At 32.7% G+C, this 20472-nt stretch carries 16 protein-coding genes; 6 read left to right on the top strand and 10 right to left on the bottom strand.

Going from position 1 to position 20472, the window contains the following annotated elements; translation table 11 throughout:
* The 6 genes from BMX42_RS06035 to BMX42_RS06010 all read left to right on the top strand — a co-directional run bounded on the left by BMX42_RS06035 (window position 1) and on the right by BMX42_RS06010 (window position 9908).
* On the top strand, window positions 1-408 hold the full coding sequence (locus tag BMX42_RS06035) for a putative signal transducing protein (protein ID WP_091310434.1): 408 nt from the start codon (window positions 1-3) through the stop codon (window positions 406-408).
* A gap of 3 nt (window positions 409-411) precedes the next feature.
* A complete protein-coding gene (gene bioD / locus BMX42_RS06030; RefSeq protein ID WP_091310430.1) occupies window positions 412-1029 on the top strand; it encodes a dethiobiotin synthase in 618 nt (205 codons plus the stop codon).
* Window positions 1030-1109: 80 nt separating this feature from the next.
* Window positions 1110-2387, top strand: a complete 1278-nt coding sequence (gene bioA / locus BMX42_RS06025) for an adenosylmethionine--8-amino-7-oxononanoate transaminase (RefSeq protein WP_091310427.1) — start codon at window positions 1110-1112, stop codon at window positions 2385-2387.
* Complete coding sequence (locus BMX42_RS06020) at window positions 2381-3547, top strand: beta-ketoacyl synthase N-terminal-like domain-containing protein (protein ID WP_091310423.1); 1167 nt, start codon at window positions 2381-2383, stop codon at window positions 3545-3547. The genes bioA and BMX42_RS06020 overlap by 7 nt, the downstream gene beginning before the upstream one ends.
* A 383-nt stretch (window positions 3548-3930) precedes the next feature.
* Complete coding sequence (locus BMX42_RS06015; RefSeq protein WP_177169129.1) at window positions 3931-8769, top strand: choice-of-anchor D domain-containing protein; 4839 nt, start codon at window positions 3931-3933, stop codon at window positions 8767-8769.
* Window positions 8770-9182: 413 nt separating this feature from the next.
* A complete protein-coding gene (locus BMX42_RS06010; RefSeq protein WP_091310416.1) occupies window positions 9183-9908 on the top strand; it encodes a hypothetical protein in 726 nt (241 codons plus the stop codon).
* Window positions 9909-10380: 472 nt separating this feature from the next.
* On the opposite strand, the gene BMX42_RS06005 is transcribed toward BMX42_RS06010, so the two are convergent.
* From BMX42_RS06005 to BMX42_RS05960, 10 genes are read right to left on the bottom strand one after another with little or no spacing between them, the layout of a single operon-like run.
* Window positions 10381-11748 carry an NADH-quinone oxidoreductase subunit N gene (locus BMX42_RS06005; RefSeq protein ID WP_091310412.1) on the bottom strand — a complete coding sequence of 456 codons (1368 nt, stop codon included), beginning with the start codon at window positions 11746-11748 and terminating at the stop codon, window positions 10381-10383.
* A gap of 13 nt (window positions 11749-11761) precedes the next feature.
* A complete protein-coding gene (locus BMX42_RS06000; RefSeq protein WP_091310409.1) occupies window positions 11762-13192 on the bottom strand; it encodes a complex I subunit 4 family protein in 1431 nt (476 codons plus the stop codon).
* On the bottom strand, window positions 13192-15078 hold the full coding sequence (nuoL, locus tag BMX42_RS05995; RefSeq protein WP_091310405.1) for an NADH-quinone oxidoreductase subunit L: 1887 nt from the start codon (window positions 15076-15078) through the stop codon (window positions 13192-13194). The genes BMX42_RS06000 and nuoL overlap by 1 nt, the downstream gene beginning before the upstream one ends.
* Before the next feature lie 7 nt (window positions 15079-15085).
* On the bottom strand, window positions 15086-15406 hold the full coding sequence (gene nuoK, locus BMX42_RS05990) for an NADH-quinone oxidoreductase subunit NuoK (protein ID WP_091310402.1): 321 nt from the start codon (window positions 15404-15406) through the stop codon (window positions 15086-15088).
* Entirely contained in the window at window positions 15406-15909 is a 504-nt protein-coding gene (locus BMX42_RS05985) for an NADH-quinone oxidoreductase subunit J family protein (protein WP_091310399.1), read from the bottom strand. The genes nuoK and BMX42_RS05985 overlap by 1 nt, the downstream gene beginning before the upstream one ends.
* Before the next feature lie 2 nt (window positions 15910-15911).
* Window positions 15912-16457, bottom strand: coding sequence for a NuoI/complex I 23 kDa subunit family protein (locus tag BMX42_RS05980; RefSeq protein WP_091310396.1), 546 nt, complete (start codon window positions 16455-16457; stop codon window positions 15912-15914).
* Window positions 16458-16464: 7 nt separating this feature from the next.
* On the bottom strand, window positions 16465-17496 hold the full coding sequence (nuoH, locus tag BMX42_RS05975; RefSeq protein ID WP_091310393.1) for an NADH-quinone oxidoreductase subunit NuoH: 1032 nt from the start codon (window positions 17494-17496) through the stop codon (window positions 16465-16467).
* Window positions 17496-18515, bottom strand: a complete 1020-nt coding sequence (locus BMX42_RS05970) for an NADH-quinone oxidoreductase subunit G (protein ID WP_091310390.1) — start codon at window positions 18513-18515, stop codon at window positions 17496-17498. Before BMX42_RS05970 ends, nuoH begins: the two co-directional genes overlap by 1 nt.
* Before the next feature lie 51 nt (window positions 18516-18566).
* Window positions 18567-19931, bottom strand: a complete 1365-nt coding sequence (nuoF, locus tag BMX42_RS05965) for an NADH-quinone oxidoreductase subunit NuoF (RefSeq protein WP_091310388.1) — start codon at window positions 19929-19931, stop codon at window positions 18567-18569.
* Between the two features lie 4 nt (window positions 19932-19935).
* The gene (locus BMX42_RS05960; RefSeq protein WP_091310385.1) at window positions 19936-20466 is read right to left on the bottom strand and encodes a complex I 24 kDa subunit family protein; all 531 of its coding nucleotides are present in this window, start codon (window positions 20464-20466) and stop codon (window positions 19936-19938) included.
* Window positions 20467-20472 lie beyond the last annotated feature (6 nt).

Raw genomic sequence — 20472 nt, 5'->3', positions numbered from 1 at the left:
ATGGAAAATTCTAAGTTTCGCAAAATTGCCAATTATCAATATACTTCTGAAGCGTATTTATTCAAAGGAAAATTAGAATCAGAAGGTGTAGAAGTTTTTCTTCAAAATGAAAACACCATTAACACTGATCCGTTATTGAGTAATGCTGTTGGTGGTGTAAAGTTATTTGTGAAGTCGGAAGACGTGATGAAAGCGAAACAAATTTTAGATTCTATTCCAGATTATTCAGTTGATGATAATGGCGAATTATTATCTTGCCCGAATTGTGGCGCACAAAAAATAGAATTTCTTACTACAATTAAAGATTTCGTGTCATTAGTTAATTTTATTTTCGGAATTTTGCTAAGTATTTTTCCTTTCTATACGAAATATAAATACCGTTGCGAAAGCTGTAAATTTGAATTTTAAAATATGAAACTATTTATAACAGGAATTGGAACTGATGTTGGTAAAACAATCGCCTCGTCAATTATTGTAGAAGCCTTAGAAGCCGATTATTGGAAACCTATTCAAGCAGGCGATTTAGAGAATTCGGATACGAATAAAGTAGAGAAATATGTATCGAATACCACTTCAAAATTTCATAAAAATGCCTTCGCGTTGCAAACTCCTGCAAGTCCACATTTAGCAGCCGAAATAGATGGAATTACTATCGATATCCATAAAATCATCGAACCTAAAACAAAGAATCATTTAGTCGTTGAAGGTGCTGGAGGAATTTTTGTTCCTTTAAATAATTCAGATTGTGTTATCGATTTAATTCAACCGGATTATAAAGTTGTTGTAGTTTCTCGTCACTATTTAGGAAGTATCAATCATACTTTAATGACGATTGAGATTTTAAAATCGAGAAATTTAAATGTAGCTGGAATTATTTTTTCTGGCAATGAAAATAAAGTTTCAGAAAGCATTATTTTGGAAAAAACTGGCGTTAAAATGATTGGAAGAATTGACAACGAACCCTATTTCGATCAAAATATAATTCGATATTACGCTGATTTGTTTCGAGAAAATCTTTTGATGTTATAAATTGTTAGAAATTAAAAAAAGACATTAGACTTTAATACCTTTGCAGTGTTGACTAAACCTAATTATTAGTCGTAATTATAATGACAATTTCAGAAAAAGATAGTTTATACAACTGGCATCCTTATACTCAACATAAAATATATTCGCATTTTCCAGCCATCGTAAAAGGTAAAGACGAATTTTTATGGGATGAAAACGGTAAAAAATATATTGATGGTATTGCGTCTTGGTGGGTGAATCCATTCGGACATAGTAACACGTTTATTGCCGATGCGATTTACAAACAACTTACCACTTTAGAGCATGTTTTATTTGGCGGTTTCACGCATAATGTTGTGGTGGAATTGGCTGAGAAATTAGTTGAGATTTTACCATCCAATCAAAGAAAGTTTTTCTATTCTGATAATGGTTCTACTGCGGTAGAAGTGGCAATTAAAGCTTCTTTTCAATATCATTATAATAAAGAAGTAAAAAAAAATACCATTATTGCTTTTGAAGATGCCTTTCACGGCGATACTTTCGGAGCGATGGCAGTTAGTGGAATTGGACTATTTACTGAAGCTTTCCAAGATGCCTTGATTAATGTAATCCGAATTCCAGTTCCCACAAAAGGTAACGAAGAAAAATCAAAATTAGCTTTAGAAAAAGCCATTTCTGAAAATAAAGTCGCAGCTTTTATTTTTGAACCTTTGGTATTAGGCGCAGCCGGAATGGTCATGTATGATGCTTCAGAATTAGACGAACTCATTTCCATTTGTAAACAAAATGATGTTTTTACCATTGCTGATGAAGTGATGACAGGTTTCGGAAAAACAGGTAAACTATTCGCTTGTGATTATTTGAAAAATCAACCTGATATGATGTGTTTGTCTAAAGCGCTAACTGGCGGAACTATTCCAATGGCGATTACGACTTTTACACAAGAAATTTTTGATGGTTTTGTGAGTGATAATGTCAATCATGCGTTGTTTCACGGGCATACATTTACTGCAAATCCAACAGGTTGTGCGGCGGCTTTGGCTAGTATTTCGTTATTGAAAAATCCGGAAATTTTCGAAAATATAGGTAAGATTAATGCTTCGCATCTTCAATTTGAAAAACATATTTCGAATCATCCAAAAGTAAAAACCACAAGAGTTTTAGGAGTTATTTTCGCTTTAGAAGTTGAAGTTTCAGAAAAACAAGGCTATTATAGTAATTTACGTAATCAGTTTTACAATTATTTTATAGATAAAGGTGTAATTTTGCGCCCAGTTGGTAATATCATTTATATTTTACCTTCTTATATTATTTCCGAAGAAAGTTTGAAACAAGTTTATTCGGTAATTGAACAAGCTTTAAACGAAATTCCATGTTAAAACAACCAGTTTTTATAAATTCAATTGCTTCTATTTCTGCTTTAGGGACTTCTATGGCTGAAATTTGGACTAATTATTTACATGAAAATTCGTTATTTCAAAAGGTAGATGCAAATCAGAAACACTATTGGGTTTCTAAATTTTCAGAGGAATCTGAGCAATTTTTACAAGATATAATGACTTCCGACTCCAAATACAAACATTTAGATAAGTCGGTAGTTATGGCCATTTTAGTTGCCCGAAAATGTTTTGAGAACAGTCATTTTTCTGATAAAAACATTGGAATTAATTTTGGTTCATCTCGTGGTGCTACAACTTTATTTGAAAAACACCATTCAGACTTTATCAGTGATGGTTTTGTTTCTACATTTACTTCGCCATCTACAACTTTAGGAAACATTTCGAGTTGGGTTTCTCACGATTTACAAACAGATGGTCCAGAAATTTCGCATTCTATAACATGTTCAACAGGTTTACATGCTTTACTAAACGGAATTGCTTGGTTACAATCTGGAATGTCCAATCAATTTTTAGTGGGTGCAAGTGAAGCACCATTAACACCATTTACATTAAGTCAATTATCTGCTTTAAAGGTGTATGCGAAATCACCTAATGAAAATGAACCTGAGGAAATGTATCCGAACAGATGTTTAGATTTTGAAAAAACACTAAACTCTATGGTTTTAGGTGAAGCGGCTTCTTGTTTGTCATTATCACTTTCTTCTGAAAATGCCATTGCTAAAATTACTGGTATTGGTTATGCTACGGAAGTGTTATCAAGCAGTACTTCTATTTCTTCAGATGCGAAATGTTTTCAAAAATCTATGAAAATGGCTATTGGTTCTAATAGTTTAGAAGATATTGATGCGATTGTTATGCATGCGCCTGGTACAATTCAAGGTGATAGCACCGAATTTGAAGCGATAAAAGTCATTTTTGGGAATAATTTACCGATGTTAACTTCTAACAAATGGAAAGTAGGACATACTTTTGCAACTTCTGGTTTGTTAAGCATTGAATTTGCGATTTTAATGTTACAAAAACAACATTTTGTGGCGTCTCCATTTTACAAAAATACCAATTCTAAAAATCTTAAAAAAATACTTGTAAATGCAGTCGGATTTGGCGGAAATGCAGTTAGTATTTTAGTTGAATTGTAGTTTTTATACGCTTTAAATTTTTCTTTTTTTAAACTTTTCTACGTTAAGAATCTATTTCTTACAAAAACCTCTTTCTTTTAATTTTATCAAATTGTTAAGTGTTTTATGTCGATTTTGTCTAACAAATAATCGATAAATTTTAATCGTAAGTTTTTATTTGCGAAAAAAATAACAAAAACAACGTCAATTGTTAAATATATAATAAATACACTCAAATGTTGATTATTTAACATAATTAGCTTTTTTTGTTAGAATATAATTTATACTTTTAACATAATAATTAGATATATTTAAACTAAATTTAACAAAAAATAACCAATTTATTAATATTAAAACAACTCCAAAATGCTTGACTTAAGTTTAACCTTTAACTCCTCATGGATATGGATAAAAAAATTACTCTATTTAAAAGATTACTTACCCCAACCTTAGTTTTCTTATTATTTGCTACGGCAAGTTTCTCTCAAAATGCAAATTTAGTTATCTCTGGTAACGGGACAACAATTGCAAATGGAGACATTACACCAAGTTTACCTGATTTTACAGATTTCGGAAATGTAAATATTGGTTCCACACAAGATAATACATTTGTATTAACAAATACAGGTACTGGAGGCTCAAATAGTTCGCGAAGAATTACTTTTTCAAATCCTTCAGTGACAATAACAGGAACGGGTGCCGCTCAATTTTCTATTGTTTCAGGACCAAACCCTGGAGATATGTTAAATGGTGGAGGAACCGTTTTTTCTCCAAATTTAGTAATCCGATTTACTCCAACGGGCTTAGTTGGAATTAAAAATGCAACAATCACAGTTAGATATACAAATAATGCGGGAACTTTAACGTATGTATACGCGATTAGAGGTAATGCAGTTTCGCAACCAGAAATGGATGTTCAAGGAAGTGGAAATTCTATAGTTGATGGAGATATTACGCCATCAATCATAGATTTTACAGATTTCGGGACTACATCTGTTGGAATAGGCGTAACTAGAACTTATTTTGTATATAACACGGGTAATGTGAATTTAAATTTAGGTCTGATTACGTTTTCTGGAGCAAATGCTGCAGATTTTTCTGTTACTACTCCGCCAGTTGCAATAGTTTTGCCAGGCGGAAGCACTTCTTTTGTGGTAACATTTAATCCAACAGCAATTGGTACAAAAACTGCTACAATTTCAATTGCAAATGATGACTCCAATGAAAATCCATACAATTATAATTTAATAGGTGCTTGTATTCAAACATTTTTTGATAGTGATGGAGATGGAGTTTATGATAATGTGGATATTGATGATGATAATGATGGGATTCGTGATGTTATAGAAGAGACAAACTGTAATAATGCCAACGGTCCTAAAGTAAATTATAAATTTTTAAATGAAAGTTTTGGAGCAGGACCAAGAACCACTATTAATACAACTTATAATGCAATTACTACTTACTGTTATGAAAATGGAGTAGGTGCTCCTAATACTGCTGCTTGTCCAACTTTAAGTTCTGTGGATTTAAATGACGGAGAATATGCTGTATATTCAACACCGCAAATTGCTTCTTGGGCAGCGGCTTATTGGCACATGGGTGGTGATCATACTGGTGATCCAAATGGAAGAATGGCTATTTTTAATGCTTCTTATACTCCTGGAATTTTCTATACCGCTTCTATAACTGGTGCTTTACCAAATATTCCAATTACGTATAGTTTTTGGGTGTTAAATATTGATAGAACAGATGCTCCAGGTATTGCAACCAGATTACGTCCAAATGTAAGAGTGGAGTTCAGAGATACAAGTAATAATCTTTTAACTGCAATTAGTACAGGTAATATTGCACCAACAACTGCTGGGAATTTAGCTGGAGATTGGGTGCAGTTTACAGCAAGTTTAAACTTAAATGTGGATGCTTTCAATGTTATTTTTATCAATAACGAAACAGGTGGTTTAGGAAACGACTTAGCTTTAGATGATATTTTAATTACTCAAGCTTTATGCGATTTAGATCGTGATGGTGTTGCCGATGTTTTCGATTTAGATTCTGATAACGATGGTTTAGAAGATATTATTGAAGTAGGCTTAGGCGCTTTAAGTAATGGTAAAGGAAAAATGGATGTGGCTTGGCTTGATTTAAACAGTAATGGTTTACATGATGCTGCAGAAGGATTGTTATCAGCGCCAGATTTTGATGGTGATGGTGCTCCAAACTATATGGATTTAGATTCTGATAATGATGCTGTTTTTGATGTGGACGAATCTGGTGCAGGAAATATCAATGCGATCCCAGGTTTTGTTAATGGTGATGGAGATATCACTGGTGATGGAAGAGGAGACGGAATTGATTCTGAAACTTTTAGAAGTAAAGACACTAATGGTGATGGTGTTGTTGAAGGCTACGGAGATGGAATCTTAGATGCATACGATTATGGGTTAAATATTTATGGAAACTTAGATCAAGGTTTAAATGTCGCACCATTTTTAGACTATATTTTAGACATTGATTTAGATTTATTACCAAATTATTTAGATGTAATGAGTAATGGAATTACTTTTGATATTTCCAATACACTTTATGCTTCTTTAGATGGAAATAATGATGGAATTATTGATGGAAACACAGATATTGATAAAGACGGAATTTTAGATGCATTTGATACCAATACAGCTTATTTTGGTTCTCCAAGAGATTTGAATAGAAAATTATTATTAGAGTTTGATGGAAGAAATGATTACGCACAAAGTACTGCCATTTTAGGAGGTTTACCTTCAGCAACTTTAATGTCTTGGGTAAATTTAGCTAACGGATATAGTGCGGATGGATTCATTGCCGGACAAAATAATTTCCAATTGAAAGTTTCTAGTCTTAGAAGATTACAAGCTACAGTAAATGGAACTACAATTACATTCAATACGGCATTAAATACCAATCAATGGTTTCATGTAGCTGCCATTTATTCAGGTGGAAGTATAAGATTATATCTAAACGGATTACAAGTAGCTTCTCAAGCTTTAGCGGGTAATATTGCTGCAGATGCTTCTTTATTAACTTTAGGAAAAAACCCTACTAGTAACACCAATTATTTTAGAGGAAAAATGGATGAGGTTCGTGTATTCAATATCGGATTAACAGATGCTCAATTACAAAGAATGGTGTACCAAGAAGTTAGAAATAATGGCACTGAAGTTAGAGGTGAAGTAGTTCCTAAAGATGTGGGAACATTACCATTCGCTAACTTAGTAAGATACTACAGAATGGATGCATACAAAGATGATATTATTGATGATCTATCTACGCCAGCTATTGATTTAGTGGGTACAAAAATATTTAACCATAAAGTGATTAATGTGCAACAAGCTCCAATGCCTTTCTTAACGGAAAGAAATGGTGATTTTGCTACAGCTGTAAATAGTCCTACAAAAGAAATTAGAGGATTAGATATTATGGATTACGATTGGTCAATTGTAGATGTTAGCCATAATATTACTGAAACTTCAAATTCTACAGATTTAGGTTTAATTCTAAATACAGGAGCAACTATTAACATGACTAACGATAATAAATTACAAAACGATTGGTATTTATTATTAGATGGTGCTCTTGATTTAGTTGGACGTTCTCAATTGGTACAAACTACACAAAGTGATTTAGAACCATCTAGTGATGGTTGGATTGAAAGAGATCAACAAGGCGTTTCTAATTTATATAACTACAACTATTGGTCTTCACCAGTTGGTCCAATAAATGGAAGTACAAACAACAATAATTATACGTTGGCAACTGTATTAAGAGACGGAACCAATCCTGCTAGTCCAACTCCTATTAATTGGGTTGCTGGATATGATGGTGCGCCAACTGTTCCTATTAGCGTTGCGCGTTATTGGCTTTGGAAATTCCAAAATGTTACAGGATTATATGCAAATTGGTCTCAAATATTAGAAACTAGTGCTTTAAGCCCATCTCAAGGATACACCATGAAAGGTAGCGGAGCAGCAACTCCAAGACAAAATTATACATTCGTTGGAAAACCATATAACGGAACGATTACGAATCCAATTTCTGCAAATAATTTAAATTTAAGTGGAAACCCATATTCTTCAGCAATTGATGCAGATAAATTTATTGATGATAATGTAAGTTCTTTAGCAGGGCCATCGGGTGCAACTAACGGAACATTATATTTCTGGGAACAATCTGTATTAAATAATACGCATATTTTACAAGCTTATCAAGGTGGTTATGCAGCGTATACAAAAGTGGGTGGTACTCCGCCAATCGCACCTCCTGGAATTGCTGGTTTAGGTGGAAATACTAAAGTTGCACAACGTTTTATTCCAGTTGGACAAGCATTCTTCGTTTTCGGAAGTGCTTCAGGGGGTAACATTACATTTAATAATTCTCAAAGAATATTTGTAAAAGAAAATGATCCATCTTCTTTTGAAATTTTTAAAAGTAGTAATCAAAATGCATCTGCAAATCCGAATGCTGTAAAAAATGCAAATGATTCTTATACATTAAATCAATTTGCTAAAATTCGTTTAGGGTTTAATTCAGTTAATAATTTCCACAGACAAATATTATTAGGATTTATGAATGAGTTTGCTTCTGATGGTTACAATCCTGGTTATGATGGGGTTCATTTAGATGACCAGCCAAATGATATGTATTTTAGAAGTGAAAATACCAATTTAATTATTCAAGGTGTTGGTTTTTTCAATGAAAACAAAATGTACCCAATAAGTATTAAAACAAACCAAATAGGTATGGTTGAAATTGTATTAGATGACATTGAAAATTTTGATGCCAATAGAAAAATATACATTTTTGACAGTAGTACTGGTTTATATCATAATATTAAAAATCAAGCTTTCAAAGTGAAATTAGATGTTGGAGTTCATAATAATAGATTCTTTTTAACTTTTACTAAAAGAAACTCTAATGTTGCCAATGGAAGTAAAACTAATTCTGATGCAGCAAGTATCAATGAAACAATTGATATAAAATACGAAAATACAAATCAAGTGTTACAAATTACAAACGATGATAAAAACACCACAATTAATCAAGTGTATTTGTATAATTTAGTTGGACAATTGATTAATACTTGGGATGTTAGAAATGAAACTCAAGCCAATATTCAAATTCCAATGAATGCAAATGCAACAGGAATTTACATCGTGAAAATTGAAACTACTAATGGAAACATTAGTCAAAATGTAAGTATTAAATAATCATAGATTAATGCTATAAAACAAAAAATCCCAACTTGAAAACAGGTTGGGATTTTGGTTTTATTCCCCTTTTTTAGTGGGGTGCCCGTAGGGTGGGGTGTTTTTTTAGTTTGTTTTCAATTAAATTTAAAACCAAACTTACCCACAATTTTGTCATGCTGAAATCGAAGATTCAACGAAGTTAAAGCATCTCAAGCAATCCACATCACCAATTAAAGTCAATCCTTTCAAATCCTTCAAATCTGTGTGCCCATCAAAACATCATCGCTGCACATCCTATAACCAAAACTTTAACTTTAATTACGGTAAATCCGTACAATACTTCTCCACAACCTTATATTTTTGCGCGCTGCTATAAAAAGTAGTAAAAAACCTATAAAATATAAACATTTAACAAAAAACAAAAAAAAACTATGGCATCAACATCAGAAGTAGGTCACGCAAAAAACATCGCAAATCTTAATGTATTAAACACGAACATCGCAGCATTAGGAGCAATTTACAATCCAAGCAACCCAAAATTAGCTTTAGCAAATTTGCAAAATTTATACACTTCAGCAGTTACACAACAAGAAAATGTAAACAATTTAGTAGCACCTTATTCCATCGCTGTAGACGAAAGAGAACTAATTTTTAAACCTTTAAATTCAGATCTCACAAAACTTAGAAAAGCTTATAAAGCTACAGAAGGAGTTTCGCAACCACAGTTAGAAGATTTTATGACTATTGTTAGAAAACTAAAGGGGGTTAAAAAAACTAAACTAACAACATCATCTAATCCAGAAGAGGAACAACTATCTCACTCTACATCACAAATGAGTTATGACCAACGTACTAATAATATGGATGTGCTAATTTCATTATTACAAAACACACCTAATTACGGTCCAAATGAAACTGAATATAAAATTGAAACTTACCTGGCAAAAAAAACTGCAATGCTTCAAAAAACGCAAGATGTTTTGGATGCTTATATTCCTCTAAATAATGCTCGAAGTTCAAGAAATAATACTTTATATATTTCTGATGATAATTTGGTTGACCTTGCCAATAAAGCGAAAGATTATCTTTATACTATTTTAGATGCGAATTCAGCACAATATAAAGCCATTTCAAAAATAAAATTTAAAAAACAATAGTTGAACTGATGGCTAAATCGAAGTAAGCATCTTCTCAATCGGACAAAGGATGTTCCAAATCGAACAAAGCCTTAGCACGATCGAAGTAAGCATCTTCTCAATCGAACAAAGGATGTTCCAAATCGAGCAAAGCCTTAGCGCGATCGAAGTAAGCATCTTCTCAATCGAATAAAGGATGTTCCAAATCGAACAAAGCTTTAGCGCGATCGAAGTAAGCGTCTTCCAAATCGAACAAAGCATGTTCCAAATCGAAACAAGCAATCTTTAAAAGAAAAATCCCAACCTGTTTTCAAGTTGGGATTTTTGGTTTTATATAGTTAGCGTTAAACCCTTTCAGGGTGACAAGATTGCGGTAAAATTAGTACACACAACGTTTGTCACCATTCACCATTCACCCAAAACCATTCACCAAAAAAAAATCCCAACTTCTAATTTCTAAAAGTTGGGATTTTCAATATATCTTATTTTGTTCTTATAACAAATTCATAATTGCATCTGGAAATAAACCAATAAGTACTAATAATACAGTTGCTACAATTCCAACAATATAATATTCAGAATGGTTAGCATATTCTTTACCGTAAGTTGGTTCTTTTGTGTACATCGCCACCACAACTTTGAAGTAATAAAATACGGCAATCATTGAGTTGATAATCGCTACAATCGCTAAACCAATAAATCCACCTGAAATAATTTGATTCAATAAGAAGAATTTTGCAAAGAAACCAGCTAAAATTGGAATACCTGCCATAGACAATAATGCTATTGTCATTACGAATGCCATTAAAGGATGTTTTTTGCCTAAACCATTGAAGTTATCAATAAAATCGTTGTCTTCGTTTTTAACTACAAATAAAATCACTGAAAACGCTGCTAAACCTGCAATTGCATAAGAAGTAGCGTAAAATAATAAATTGTTTTCTGCAGCATTAATATTTAAAAGCGTCATTAACATAAATCCAGTGTGAGAAATACCAGAATATGCGATAACACGTTTGATTTTTTTCTGACGCAATGCCATTACGTTACCAAATAACATCGTTGCAATAACAACAACCACAATTACTTGTGTATAACTATATAACATTTGACTGTTTAAAATCGTAATCAATTTGAAGAAAGAAGCCATTGCAGCAACCTTTGCTAACGTACTCATGATAGCCGTTACTTGAGTTGGAGCACCTTCGTAAACATCTGGAGCCCAAAAGTGCATTGGAGTAGCTGCTACTTTAAATAACATTCCAATAGTCACTAAAATAACACCAATGTAAAACCAAAATTCTGTACTTGCAGAAATAGACGCTTCGTATAAAGTTCCAACATCAAAAGTTCCAGTTGCTCCGTATAACATCGTAATTCCGAATAATAAAATTCCAGATGCGAATGAACCCATTAGGAAATATTTCATTCCAGCTTCATTACTTTTAATGTTTAATCTATCGCTTCCTGCTAAAACGTATAAACCAATAGATAGCACTTCGATACCTAAAAAGAACATCGCCATATTACTAAAGCTTACCATAGCAACAGCTCCAGAAAGCATAAATATTTTTATAGAAATAAAGTCGGATAATTTTGAACTTTTAGTGTAACTCGGCGCGCTTAATAAAATTAAAAGTGCCGTTAATAATATAAATAAACTTGAAAAAGCAACTGAGAATTTATTCACCTCAATCATTGATTCAAATCCTGTAATTTCAGGTAATTGACCAGTAATGTTTAAACCAAATAATGCCATCAATGACACAATTGACACAGGAATAATAATCTTTTTTAGATTCATTATTTCTGCTAATAAACAAAATATTCCGATTCCTATTATAGCAATTAATGTAGTCATTTTATGATGATTATTATTTAATTTGTGTTAAAATTGATTGTAAACTTGGCGTAATTAAATCGATAATTGGTTGTGGAAATAATCCGAAGAAAATAGTTAAACCTACTACAATTACTAAAACAATACTTTCTTGTTTTGATATTTTATGAAACGTTTTTGTTTGTGAACCTAACATAACTTTTTGGAACATGCGTAACATATAAAACGCTCCTAAAATGATAGTTGTTCCTGCAATTACAGCATACCAAATGTTTACTTTGAATAAACTATATAGTAAATTGAATTCACCAATAAAGTTGAAAGTAGTTGGTAAAGCCACAGAAGCTAACATAATGATCATAAATAATGATGCGAAATATGTGTCTTGAATTCTGATTCCACCCATTTCTTTGATTTCGTACGTGTTGTATCTGCTGTAAATTAATTCTACGATGTAAAATAATCCAACAATTACAATTCCGTGTGAAAGCATTTGTAAAACCGCACCTTGAAATCCTTCAATAGTTAAAGAATATAAACCAGCAGCAATTAATCCAACGTGAGATAAAGAAGAATACGCTAAGAATTTTTTGATGTCTTTTTGTTTTAAAGTAACAATCGCACCATAGATAATTCCAGCAATTGATAATCCCACGATAACTGGAATATGAGCTTTAGCCACTTCATCAGATAACGGTAATTGCCATCTTAAAACACTGTATAATCCCATTTTTAGCATAATTCCAGATAATAACATTGTACCAACTGCTGGTGCTTTGCTATAGGTGTTTGCCTGCCAAGTATGGAATGGAATTAATGGAATTTTAATTGCATACGCTAAAAAGAACGCGAAGAAAATATATGTTTTTTCCGTAGTTGTTAATTGTAAAGCATATAATTTGTTGATGTCAAAACTTCCACCTTTCGTGTACAAGTAAATGAATGCTAAAAGCATAAATAACGAACCTGCAAACGTATAAATGAAGAATTTTAAAATCGCTTTTTTACGTTCTTCTAAATCTCCGTTACCCCAATTTAAGGCAATGAAATAAATCGGAATTAAAGCAATTTCCCAGAAGATATAATATAAAAATCCGTCAGATGCTAAGAATGTTCCTGCCATAGCAAATCCCATGAACAACATTAACGCATAAATCGATTTTGAATTTTCAAATTTTGTAATAAATCCAGATAAAATAATTAATGGTAACAATCCTGTTGTTAATAATAACATCACTAAAGATAAACCATCAACATGTAATGCGAAGTTTATGTTTAGTTGAGTAATCCAAGGTAAATTTACATCTAAATTTTCGCCAGCTTGATATGCGTTTAAAGCCAATGCTGTTGCTCCGAAAGCAGCAATACTTGAAACTAAAGCTATTTTAGAAGCGAACTTGTTTCCAGATAAATAGGTGACTAAAGCGCCAACTAATAATACAATTAAAACGATACTAATGTCCATTATTTTAAATCTCGAATTATAAATACATAAACTAAAAACCCAACCATTCCGAATATGAATGCGAATAAATACACACCAATATTACCATTTTGAATTTTCTTCCCTTTTATAGATAATGCATAAGTTGCACCACCTAAACCAATAACTGCTTTTGAAATGAATTTCTCCACATATTTTTTAGCAAAACTTGAAATCATATAGATTGGTTTCACAATTGTTGCCATATAAATTTCATCTAAATAATATTTGTTAGATAAAACTTTGTGAACGCCTTGTATTTCTGAATCTGCAACTGGAATTTCTTTTTTCTTAAGATACTTTGAATATGCAATACCAATTCCGACTAAAGCTCCAACTGTTGCAATTGCCATTAACATATAGGCTTGACCGTCTAAATGGTGTTCTCCATGAGCTTTATGAGCAAATAATGGAGCTAAATAATGATTTAACCAACTGTTTCCTGGTAAGCTAATTGCTCCACCAATTGCAGCTAATGTTGCTAAAATTACTAATGGAATAGTGATTAAAGCTGGACTTTCATGTAAATGATGTTTTTGTTCTTCTGTTCCTCTAAAGTCGTTGAAGAAAGTTAAATACATCAAACGGAACATGTAAAATGCTGTCATAATAGAAGCAATCGAGCCGATAATCCATAAAGGAATATTTCCGTGGAAAGCTGTCATTAAAATTTCGTCTTTAGACCAGAATCCAGAGAATGGGAAAATTCCTGAAATCGCTAATGTAGAAATCATCATCGTCCAGAAAGTAATTGGCATCACTTTTCTTAAACCACCCATATTTCTCATGTCTTGTTCTCCATGTAACGCATGAATTACAGAACCTGAACCTAAGAATAAACATGCTTTAAAGAAAGCGTGAGTAATTACGTGGAAAACCGCTACTTCATACGCACCTAAACCTAATGCTAAAAACATTAATCCTAATTGCGAAACTGTAGAATAAGCTAATACTTTTTTAATATCGTTTTGAACTAAACCAATTGATGCCGCTACAATTGCAGTGATAGCACCAACAATAGCAATTACGTTTTGAATTTCTGGTGTTAAGTCGAATAAGAAATTCATTCTTGTTACCATAAAAATACCAGCTGTTACCATCGTTGCTGCGTGAATTAATGCAGAAACAGGTGTTGGTCCAGCCATTGCGTCTGGTAGCCAAGTTGCTAAAGGTAATTGTGCCGATTTACCACAAGCTCCAATGAATAAACATAAAGCTGCGATTGATAATAGGCTAGGAGAGATCACATCTTTTCCTAATAACGCTTTTATTTCTAAGAAATCTAAAGTACCAAATAAATGACCTAAGATGAAAATTCCAATTAAGAAACCTAAATCTCCAATACGGTTCATAATGAAAGCTTTTTTCGCTGCATCATTATAGTCTTGGTTTTTATACCAAAATCCGATTAATAAGTAAGAACATAATCCAACGCCTTCCCAACCAATGAACATAATTAATAGGTTACTTCCAGCAACTAAAGTAATCATGAAGAATACGAACAAATTTAAATAAGAGAAAAATTTGTGCATATTTTCGTCTTCATGCATATAGCTGATAGAGTATAAGTGAATTAAAGATCCAATTCCTGTTACGAACAATAACCATAAAACTGATAATTGATCGAATAAGAATGAGAAGTTTACTTTAATACTTCCAATTGAAAACCAATCAGCTAAATGAAAAGTAATCGCTTTTCCGTCAGCGTTAACTTGAGAAAATAAACAAAGTGTACATAAAAATGATAAAACAACAGTAGTTGTTCCAATTGCACCAGAAACTGTTTTTCCTAATGTTTTCCCGAAGAAAAGCGTAGTTAAAAAACCAACAAGTGGCGCAAATAATAAGAGTAATATAGTAGTATTCATTTCAGAATTATCCTTTTAGATTTTTTAAATTATCGATGTCAATATTTCCAATATTTCTAAATACCGAAACTAATATGGCTAAACCTACTGCAACTTCTGCAGCGGCAACTGCCATTGTAAAAAAAACAAAAACTTGCCCTGATGGATCTTCATGATAAGAAGAAAAAGCAACTAAAAGTAAGTTTACGGCATTTAGCATAATTTCAATAGACATAAACATGATTATGGCATTTCTTCTGTATAAAAGACCAAACGCACCAATACAAAACAGCAAAGCTGAAAGCGTAAGGTAGTTTTCAATACCAACGTGTTCTAAAATATTCATAATTATATTTTTTCTTCTTTTTTAGAAATTAAAACTGCACCAATCATAGAAACTAAAAGTAATATCGACGCAAATTCGAAAGGAACTTGGTATTCGTTTAATAAAACTTTCCCTAATACTTTGATAGATTGATAATCAACTCCAGAATTTACATATTCGATGTTTTCTGGTTGTGCTTTACGTAAAGCGGCAATTAATACTAAACCTAAAATTCCAGCTGAAAAAACTGCAGAAAATTTGGCTAATAGTGGTTTTGAAGTCTCGTCTTCCTTGTCTAAATTCATTAACATTAAGGTAAATAATAACAATACCATAATGGCTCCAGCATAAACAATAATATGAACGATAGCTAAAAATTGCGCGTTGAACATTAAGTAATGACCTGCTAATGAGAAAAAGCAAATCACTAAATAAATAGCACTATGAATTGCGTTTTTGCTAATAACAGTTAAAAAAGCAGTTCCTAATGTGATGGCTGATAATATATAAAAAACTATTTCTAACATAATTAATTTGCTGTATTAGATTGGGTGTTTTTAATTGCCATGTCTAAAGGCATAACCAATTTGTCTTTCCCGTAGATAAATTCATCTCTTTCATAACCCGATTTCACAATTTTTTTAGAAGTCGTTAAGTAAATCGCTTCTTTTGGACAAGCTTCTTCACATAAACCACAGAAAATACAACGCAACATATTTATTTCATAAATCTCTGCGTATTTTTCTTCTCTATATAAGTGTTTTTCTTCTGGTTTTCTTTCGCCAGCTTTCATAGTAATAGCTTCGGCTGGGCAAGATAAAGCACATAATCCGCAAGCGGTACATCTTTCTCTTCCTTGGTCGTCGCGCATTAACATATGTTGTAAACGAGCTATTGGACTCATTGCACGTACTTCTTCAGGGTATTTAATGGTCACTTTTCTTCTAAACAAATGTTTTAAAGTGGTCCATAAACCTTTCAGAATTGTCCAAACGTAAATTCGTTCTAAAAATGTCATTTCCTTGTTGGAAACTTCAATTTTTCTTCCTGATAATGATATTTGTTGTACTGACATTTTCTTATTAATTAAATAAAACCATTACAATTCCTGTTACTATAATATTGATAACAGCTAACGGAATTAATATTTTCCAACCTAAATGCATCAATTGATCATATCTGAAACGTGGAATCGTCCATCTTACCCACATGTAGAAAAAGATGAAGAAACATATTTTTGCAAATAAAGCTAAGAAACCAATTAATGCTGTTAAATTCATTCCAATTGCTTCTTTACATTCTGCCATAAAAGGGAAGTGGTAACCACCAAAGAAAATAACTGAAATGATTGTTGCAGATATAAACATATTCGCATATTCAGCAAATAAATAGAATCCCATTTTCATAGAGGAGTATTCAGTATGATATCCACCAATTAATTCTGATTCACATTCTGCTAAATCGAAGGGTGTTCTATTTGTTTCTGCAAACGAACAAATTAAGAAAATTATAAAAGCTAATGGTTGATATAAAACATTCCAACCACCAGTTGTTTGCATTTCTGTAATATCTTTTAAAGATAAAGAACCCGACATCATTAAGATTGAAATGATTGCTAATCCCATCGCAACTTCATAAGAAATCATTTGAGAAGAAGCACGAACGGCAGACATTAATGAATATTTGTTGTTTGATGCCCAAGCACCAATCATAATTCCGTAAACTCCAATTGATAATACGCCAAAAACATACAAAATTGATACATCAATATCTGTTGCTTGAAGGACTACATCTCTTCCGAAAACGTGAATTTTATCTCCCCACGGAATAACAGCACTCGTAATTAATGCGGTACTCATGGCAATGGCTGGACCTAAAATAAATAGAAATCTATTTGGTGTATTTGGGAAAAATTCTTCTTTTGTAAATAATTTGGCTCCATCGGCAAGTGGTTGTAATAATCCACCCCAACCTGCACGGTTTGGTCCAACACGGTCTTGTAAAAATGCGGCAACTTTACGTTCAGCCCAAGTAGAATACATGGCCATAAACATTGTTAATGCAAAAACAGCAACAATTACAACGCTTTTTTCTATGATAAATGCACTATCCATTATTTTTCAGAATTTTTTAATGGAACACCTGACATACTAATTTTCACACGATCTTCATCACGACCTAAAAGTATGTTTTTCTCTGTATCGATAATTACTTTCTCTAAAGTACGAGTGTAATTATTTTGGTTGATAACCGAATCTTTATCGAATTTTTTCGGACCTTCAATTGTCCAATCTGACACTTCTTTTTTATCGAAACGACAGGTATTGCAAATGAATTCTTCTACTTCACCATATTGATCTTTTCTACCAGTAACTCTTTGAATTTCGTTTCCAAACATCCAAACAGTAGTTTTTCCACAACAAGTTGTACATTCTCTATGAGCATTGAAAGGTTTGTTAAACCAAACTCTACTTTTGAAACGGAAAGTTTTGTCTGTTAAAGCTCCAACTGGACAAACATCAATCATATTTCCAGAAAATTCATTGTCAATTGCTGCAGAAACACAAGTTGAAATTTGCGCATGATCTCCACGGTTTAAAACTCCGTGAACTCTTTTATCTGTTAATTGGTCAGCTAAAGTAGTACAACGTTGACATAAAATACAACGGTTCATATGTAATTGAATTTTGTCTCCAATATTTTCTGGTTCGAAAGTTCTTTTTTCTTCAATGAAACGTGTTTCTGATTTTCCGTGTTCGAAACTTAAATTTTGTAAATCACATTCTCCGGCTTGATCACAAACTGGACAATCTAAAGGGTGGTTGATTAATAAAAATTCTGTTACTGATTTTCTTGCTTCAGTTACTCTATCAGAATTTTTACTATTCACTTCCATACCATCCATACATCCTGTAACGCATGAAGCCATTAATTTTGGCATTGGTCTTGGATCGGCTTCGCTACCTTTAGCCACTTCGACTAAACAGCAACGACATTTTCCACCGCTTCCTTTTAATTTAGAATAATAACACATGGCTGGTGGCACTAAATCTCCTCCAATCATACGCGCAGCTTGCAGGATTGTTGTTCCTGGTTCTACTTCAACGCTTTGTCCGTCTATGGTTACTTTCATTTTTTTATTTAGTTTGATTCTTTAGGGAATCTTTTTATGTAATATTTCTATTTAAACAGTTTGTTTGCTTACTAAGTGTTGCACTTTCGAAAAAGGTTCAGCAACAAAATGGTTTCTATCTTTAATTTTTTCTGGGAATCTTACGTGGTATTCAAATTCTTCTCTGAAGTGACGAATAGCAGCAGCTACTGGCCAAGAAGCAGCATCACCTAACGGGCAAATAGTGTTTCCTTCAATTTTAGATTGAATGTTCCATAATAAGTCGATATCTTCTTCACGACCTTGACCGTTTTCAATTCTCCATAAGATTTTTTCTAACCAACCAGTTCCTTCACGACATGGAGTACATTGTCCGCAACTTTCATGGTGGTAGAAACGTGAGAAATTCCAAGTGTTTCTAACAATACAAGATGTATCATTATAAACGATGAAACCTCCAGAACCTAACATCGAACCTGTTGCGAAACCTCCATCTGATAATGATTCGTAAGTCATCAATCTATCAGTTCCAGCAGCAGTTTTGTATATTAAATGTGCTGGTAAAATTGGCACAGATGAACCTCCAGGAACTAAAGCCTTTAAAGGTCTGTCGTCAATCATACCGCCACAGTATTCGTCAGAAGTCATAAATTCTTCTACTGTAATTCCCATTTCAATTTCGTACACACCTGGATTTTTAATATGTCCAGAAGCAGAAATTAATTTGGTGCCTGTAGATCTTTCTAAACCAATTTTTGCATATTCGGCACCAGAATTCATTACAATCCAAGGCACAGCAGCAATTGATTCTACATTATTTACCACAGTTGGGTTAGCCCATAATCCTGAAATTGCAGGAAACGGTGGTTTGATACGAGGATTTCCTCTTTTACCTTCTAAAGATTCAATTAAAGCAGTTTCTTCTCCACAGATATAAGCTCCTGCACCAACATGAACGTATAAATCTAAATCGAAACCAGAACCTTTAATATTTTTTCCTAACCAACCAGCAGCATAAGCTTCTTTAATGGCTTTTTCTAAAATTTTGTAAACCCACATATATTCACCTCTAATATATATGTAAGAAAGATTAGCGCCAAGTGCGAAACTTGAAGTAATCATTCCTTCAATTAAAAGGTGAGGAATAAATTCCATTAAATATCGGTCTTTGAAAGTACCCGGTTCAGATTCGTCTGCATTACAAACTAAATGACGCGGTTTTCCAGATTTCTTATCGATAAAACTCCATTTCATTCCTACTGGGAAACCGGCACCACCACGACCACGAAGTCCTGAAGCTTTTACTTCTTCAGTAATATCGTCTGGTTGCATAGTTAATGCTTTTTCCACTGATTTATATCCGCCATTTTCACGGTAAACCTCATAGGTTTTTATTCCTGGAATATTTATTTTGTCTAATAATATTTTCTTTCCCATGATATTATTTATCGTGTAAAGTTATTTTTTCTGCTTTGCAATCTTCGATTAAATTATCGAAAGATTCCTTAGAAAGTTTTTCGTGATAAAAATCACCTAATTGTAACATTGGAGCATATCCACAAGCACCTAAACATTCTACACCAACCACTTGAAACATGCCGTCTGAAGTAATTTCTCCTTCTTTCACGCCCAATTTAGAACAAGCGTAATCCATTAAATCTTCTACACCACGAGTGACACAACAAGATGTTCTGCAAAATTCGAACATATATTTAGCCACAGGTTTTGTGTTAAACATTGTATAGAAAGTTACTACTTCATACACTTCGATTGGAAGAATTTCTAAAATTTCTGCTACTTTTTGTTGAAGTTCTACACTTAACCAATTGTCATGAGCATCTTGTACTTCATGTAAAACGGGTATTAATGCCGATTTCTTTTTATCTGTAGGATAATGACTGATTAATTCGTTAATACGAGTCATTAACGCTTCAGTTATGTTTATCTCTTGTTTGATATTTGATATTTCCATTTGTCT

The organism is Flavobacterium terrigena (assembly GCF_900108955.1).
Classification (GTDB): Bacteria; Bacteroidota; Bacteroidia; order Flavobacteriales; family Flavobacteriaceae; genus Flavobacterium; species Flavobacterium terrigena.
The sequence above is the reverse complement of the archived record's forward strand: the minus strand, read 5'-3'. Positions and strand labels throughout refer to the sequence as shown.

What these genes read in the sequence shown, in the direction of transcription:
- BMX42_RS05970 (WP_091310390.1), bottom strand. Translation starts at nt 18,515, where the DNA reads ATGAAAGTAACCATAGACGGACAAAGCGTTGAAGTAGAACCAGGAACA.
- bioA (WP_091310427.1), top strand. Translation starts at nt 1,110, where the DNA reads ATGACAATTTCAGAAAAAGATAGTTTATACAACTGGCATCCTTATACT.
- BMX42_RS05980 (WP_091310396.1), bottom strand. Translation starts at nt 16,457, where the DNA reads ATGTCAGTACAACAAATATCATTATCAGGAAGAAAAATTGAAGTTTCC.
- BMX42_RS06020 (WP_091310423.1), top strand. Translation starts at nt 2,381, where the DNA reads ATGTTAAAACAACCAGTTTTTATAAATTCAATTGCTTCTATTTCTGCT.
- nuoL (WP_091310405.1), bottom strand. Translation starts at nt 15,078, where the DNA reads ATGAATACTACTATATTACTCTTATTATTTGCGCCACTTGTTGGTTTT.
- BMX42_RS06010 (WP_091310416.1), top strand. Translation starts at nt 9,183, where the DNA reads ATGGCATCAACATCAGAAGTAGGTCACGCAAAAAACATCGCAAATCTT.
- BMX42_RS06000 (WP_091310409.1), bottom strand. Translation starts at nt 13,192, where the DNA reads ATGGACATTAGTATCGTTTTAATTGTATTATTAGTTGGCGCTTTAGTC.
- nuoF (WP_091310388.1), bottom strand. Translation starts at nt 19,931, where the DNA reads ATGGGAAAGAAAATATTATTAGACAAAATAAATATTCCAGGAATAAAA.
- BMX42_RS06035 (WP_091310434.1), top strand. Translation starts at nt 1, where the DNA reads ATGGAAAATTCTAAGTTTCGCAAAATTGCCAATTATCAATATACTTCT.
- BMX42_RS05960 (WP_091310385.1), bottom strand. Translation starts at nt 20,466, where the DNA reads ATGGAAATATCAAATATCAAACAAGAGATAAACATAACTGAAGCGTTA.
- BMX42_RS06015 (WP_177169129.1), top strand. Translation starts at nt 3,931, where the DNA reads ATGGATAAAAAAATTACTCTATTTAAAAGATTACTTACCCCAACCTTA.
- bioD (WP_091310430.1), top strand. Translation starts at nt 412, where the DNA reads ATGAAACTATTTATAACAGGAATTGGAACTGATGTTGGTAAAACAATC.
- BMX42_RS06005 (WP_091310412.1), bottom strand. Translation starts at nt 11,748, where the DNA reads ATGACTACATTAATTGCTATAATAGGAATCGGAATATTTTGTTTATTA.
- nuoH (WP_091310393.1), bottom strand. Translation starts at nt 17,496, where the DNA reads ATGGATAGTGCATTTATCATAGAAAAAAGCGTTGTAATTGTTGCTGTT.
- BMX42_RS05985 (WP_091310399.1), bottom strand. Translation starts at nt 15,909, where the DNA reads ATGTTAGAAATAGTTTTTTATATATTATCAGCCATCACATTAGGAACT.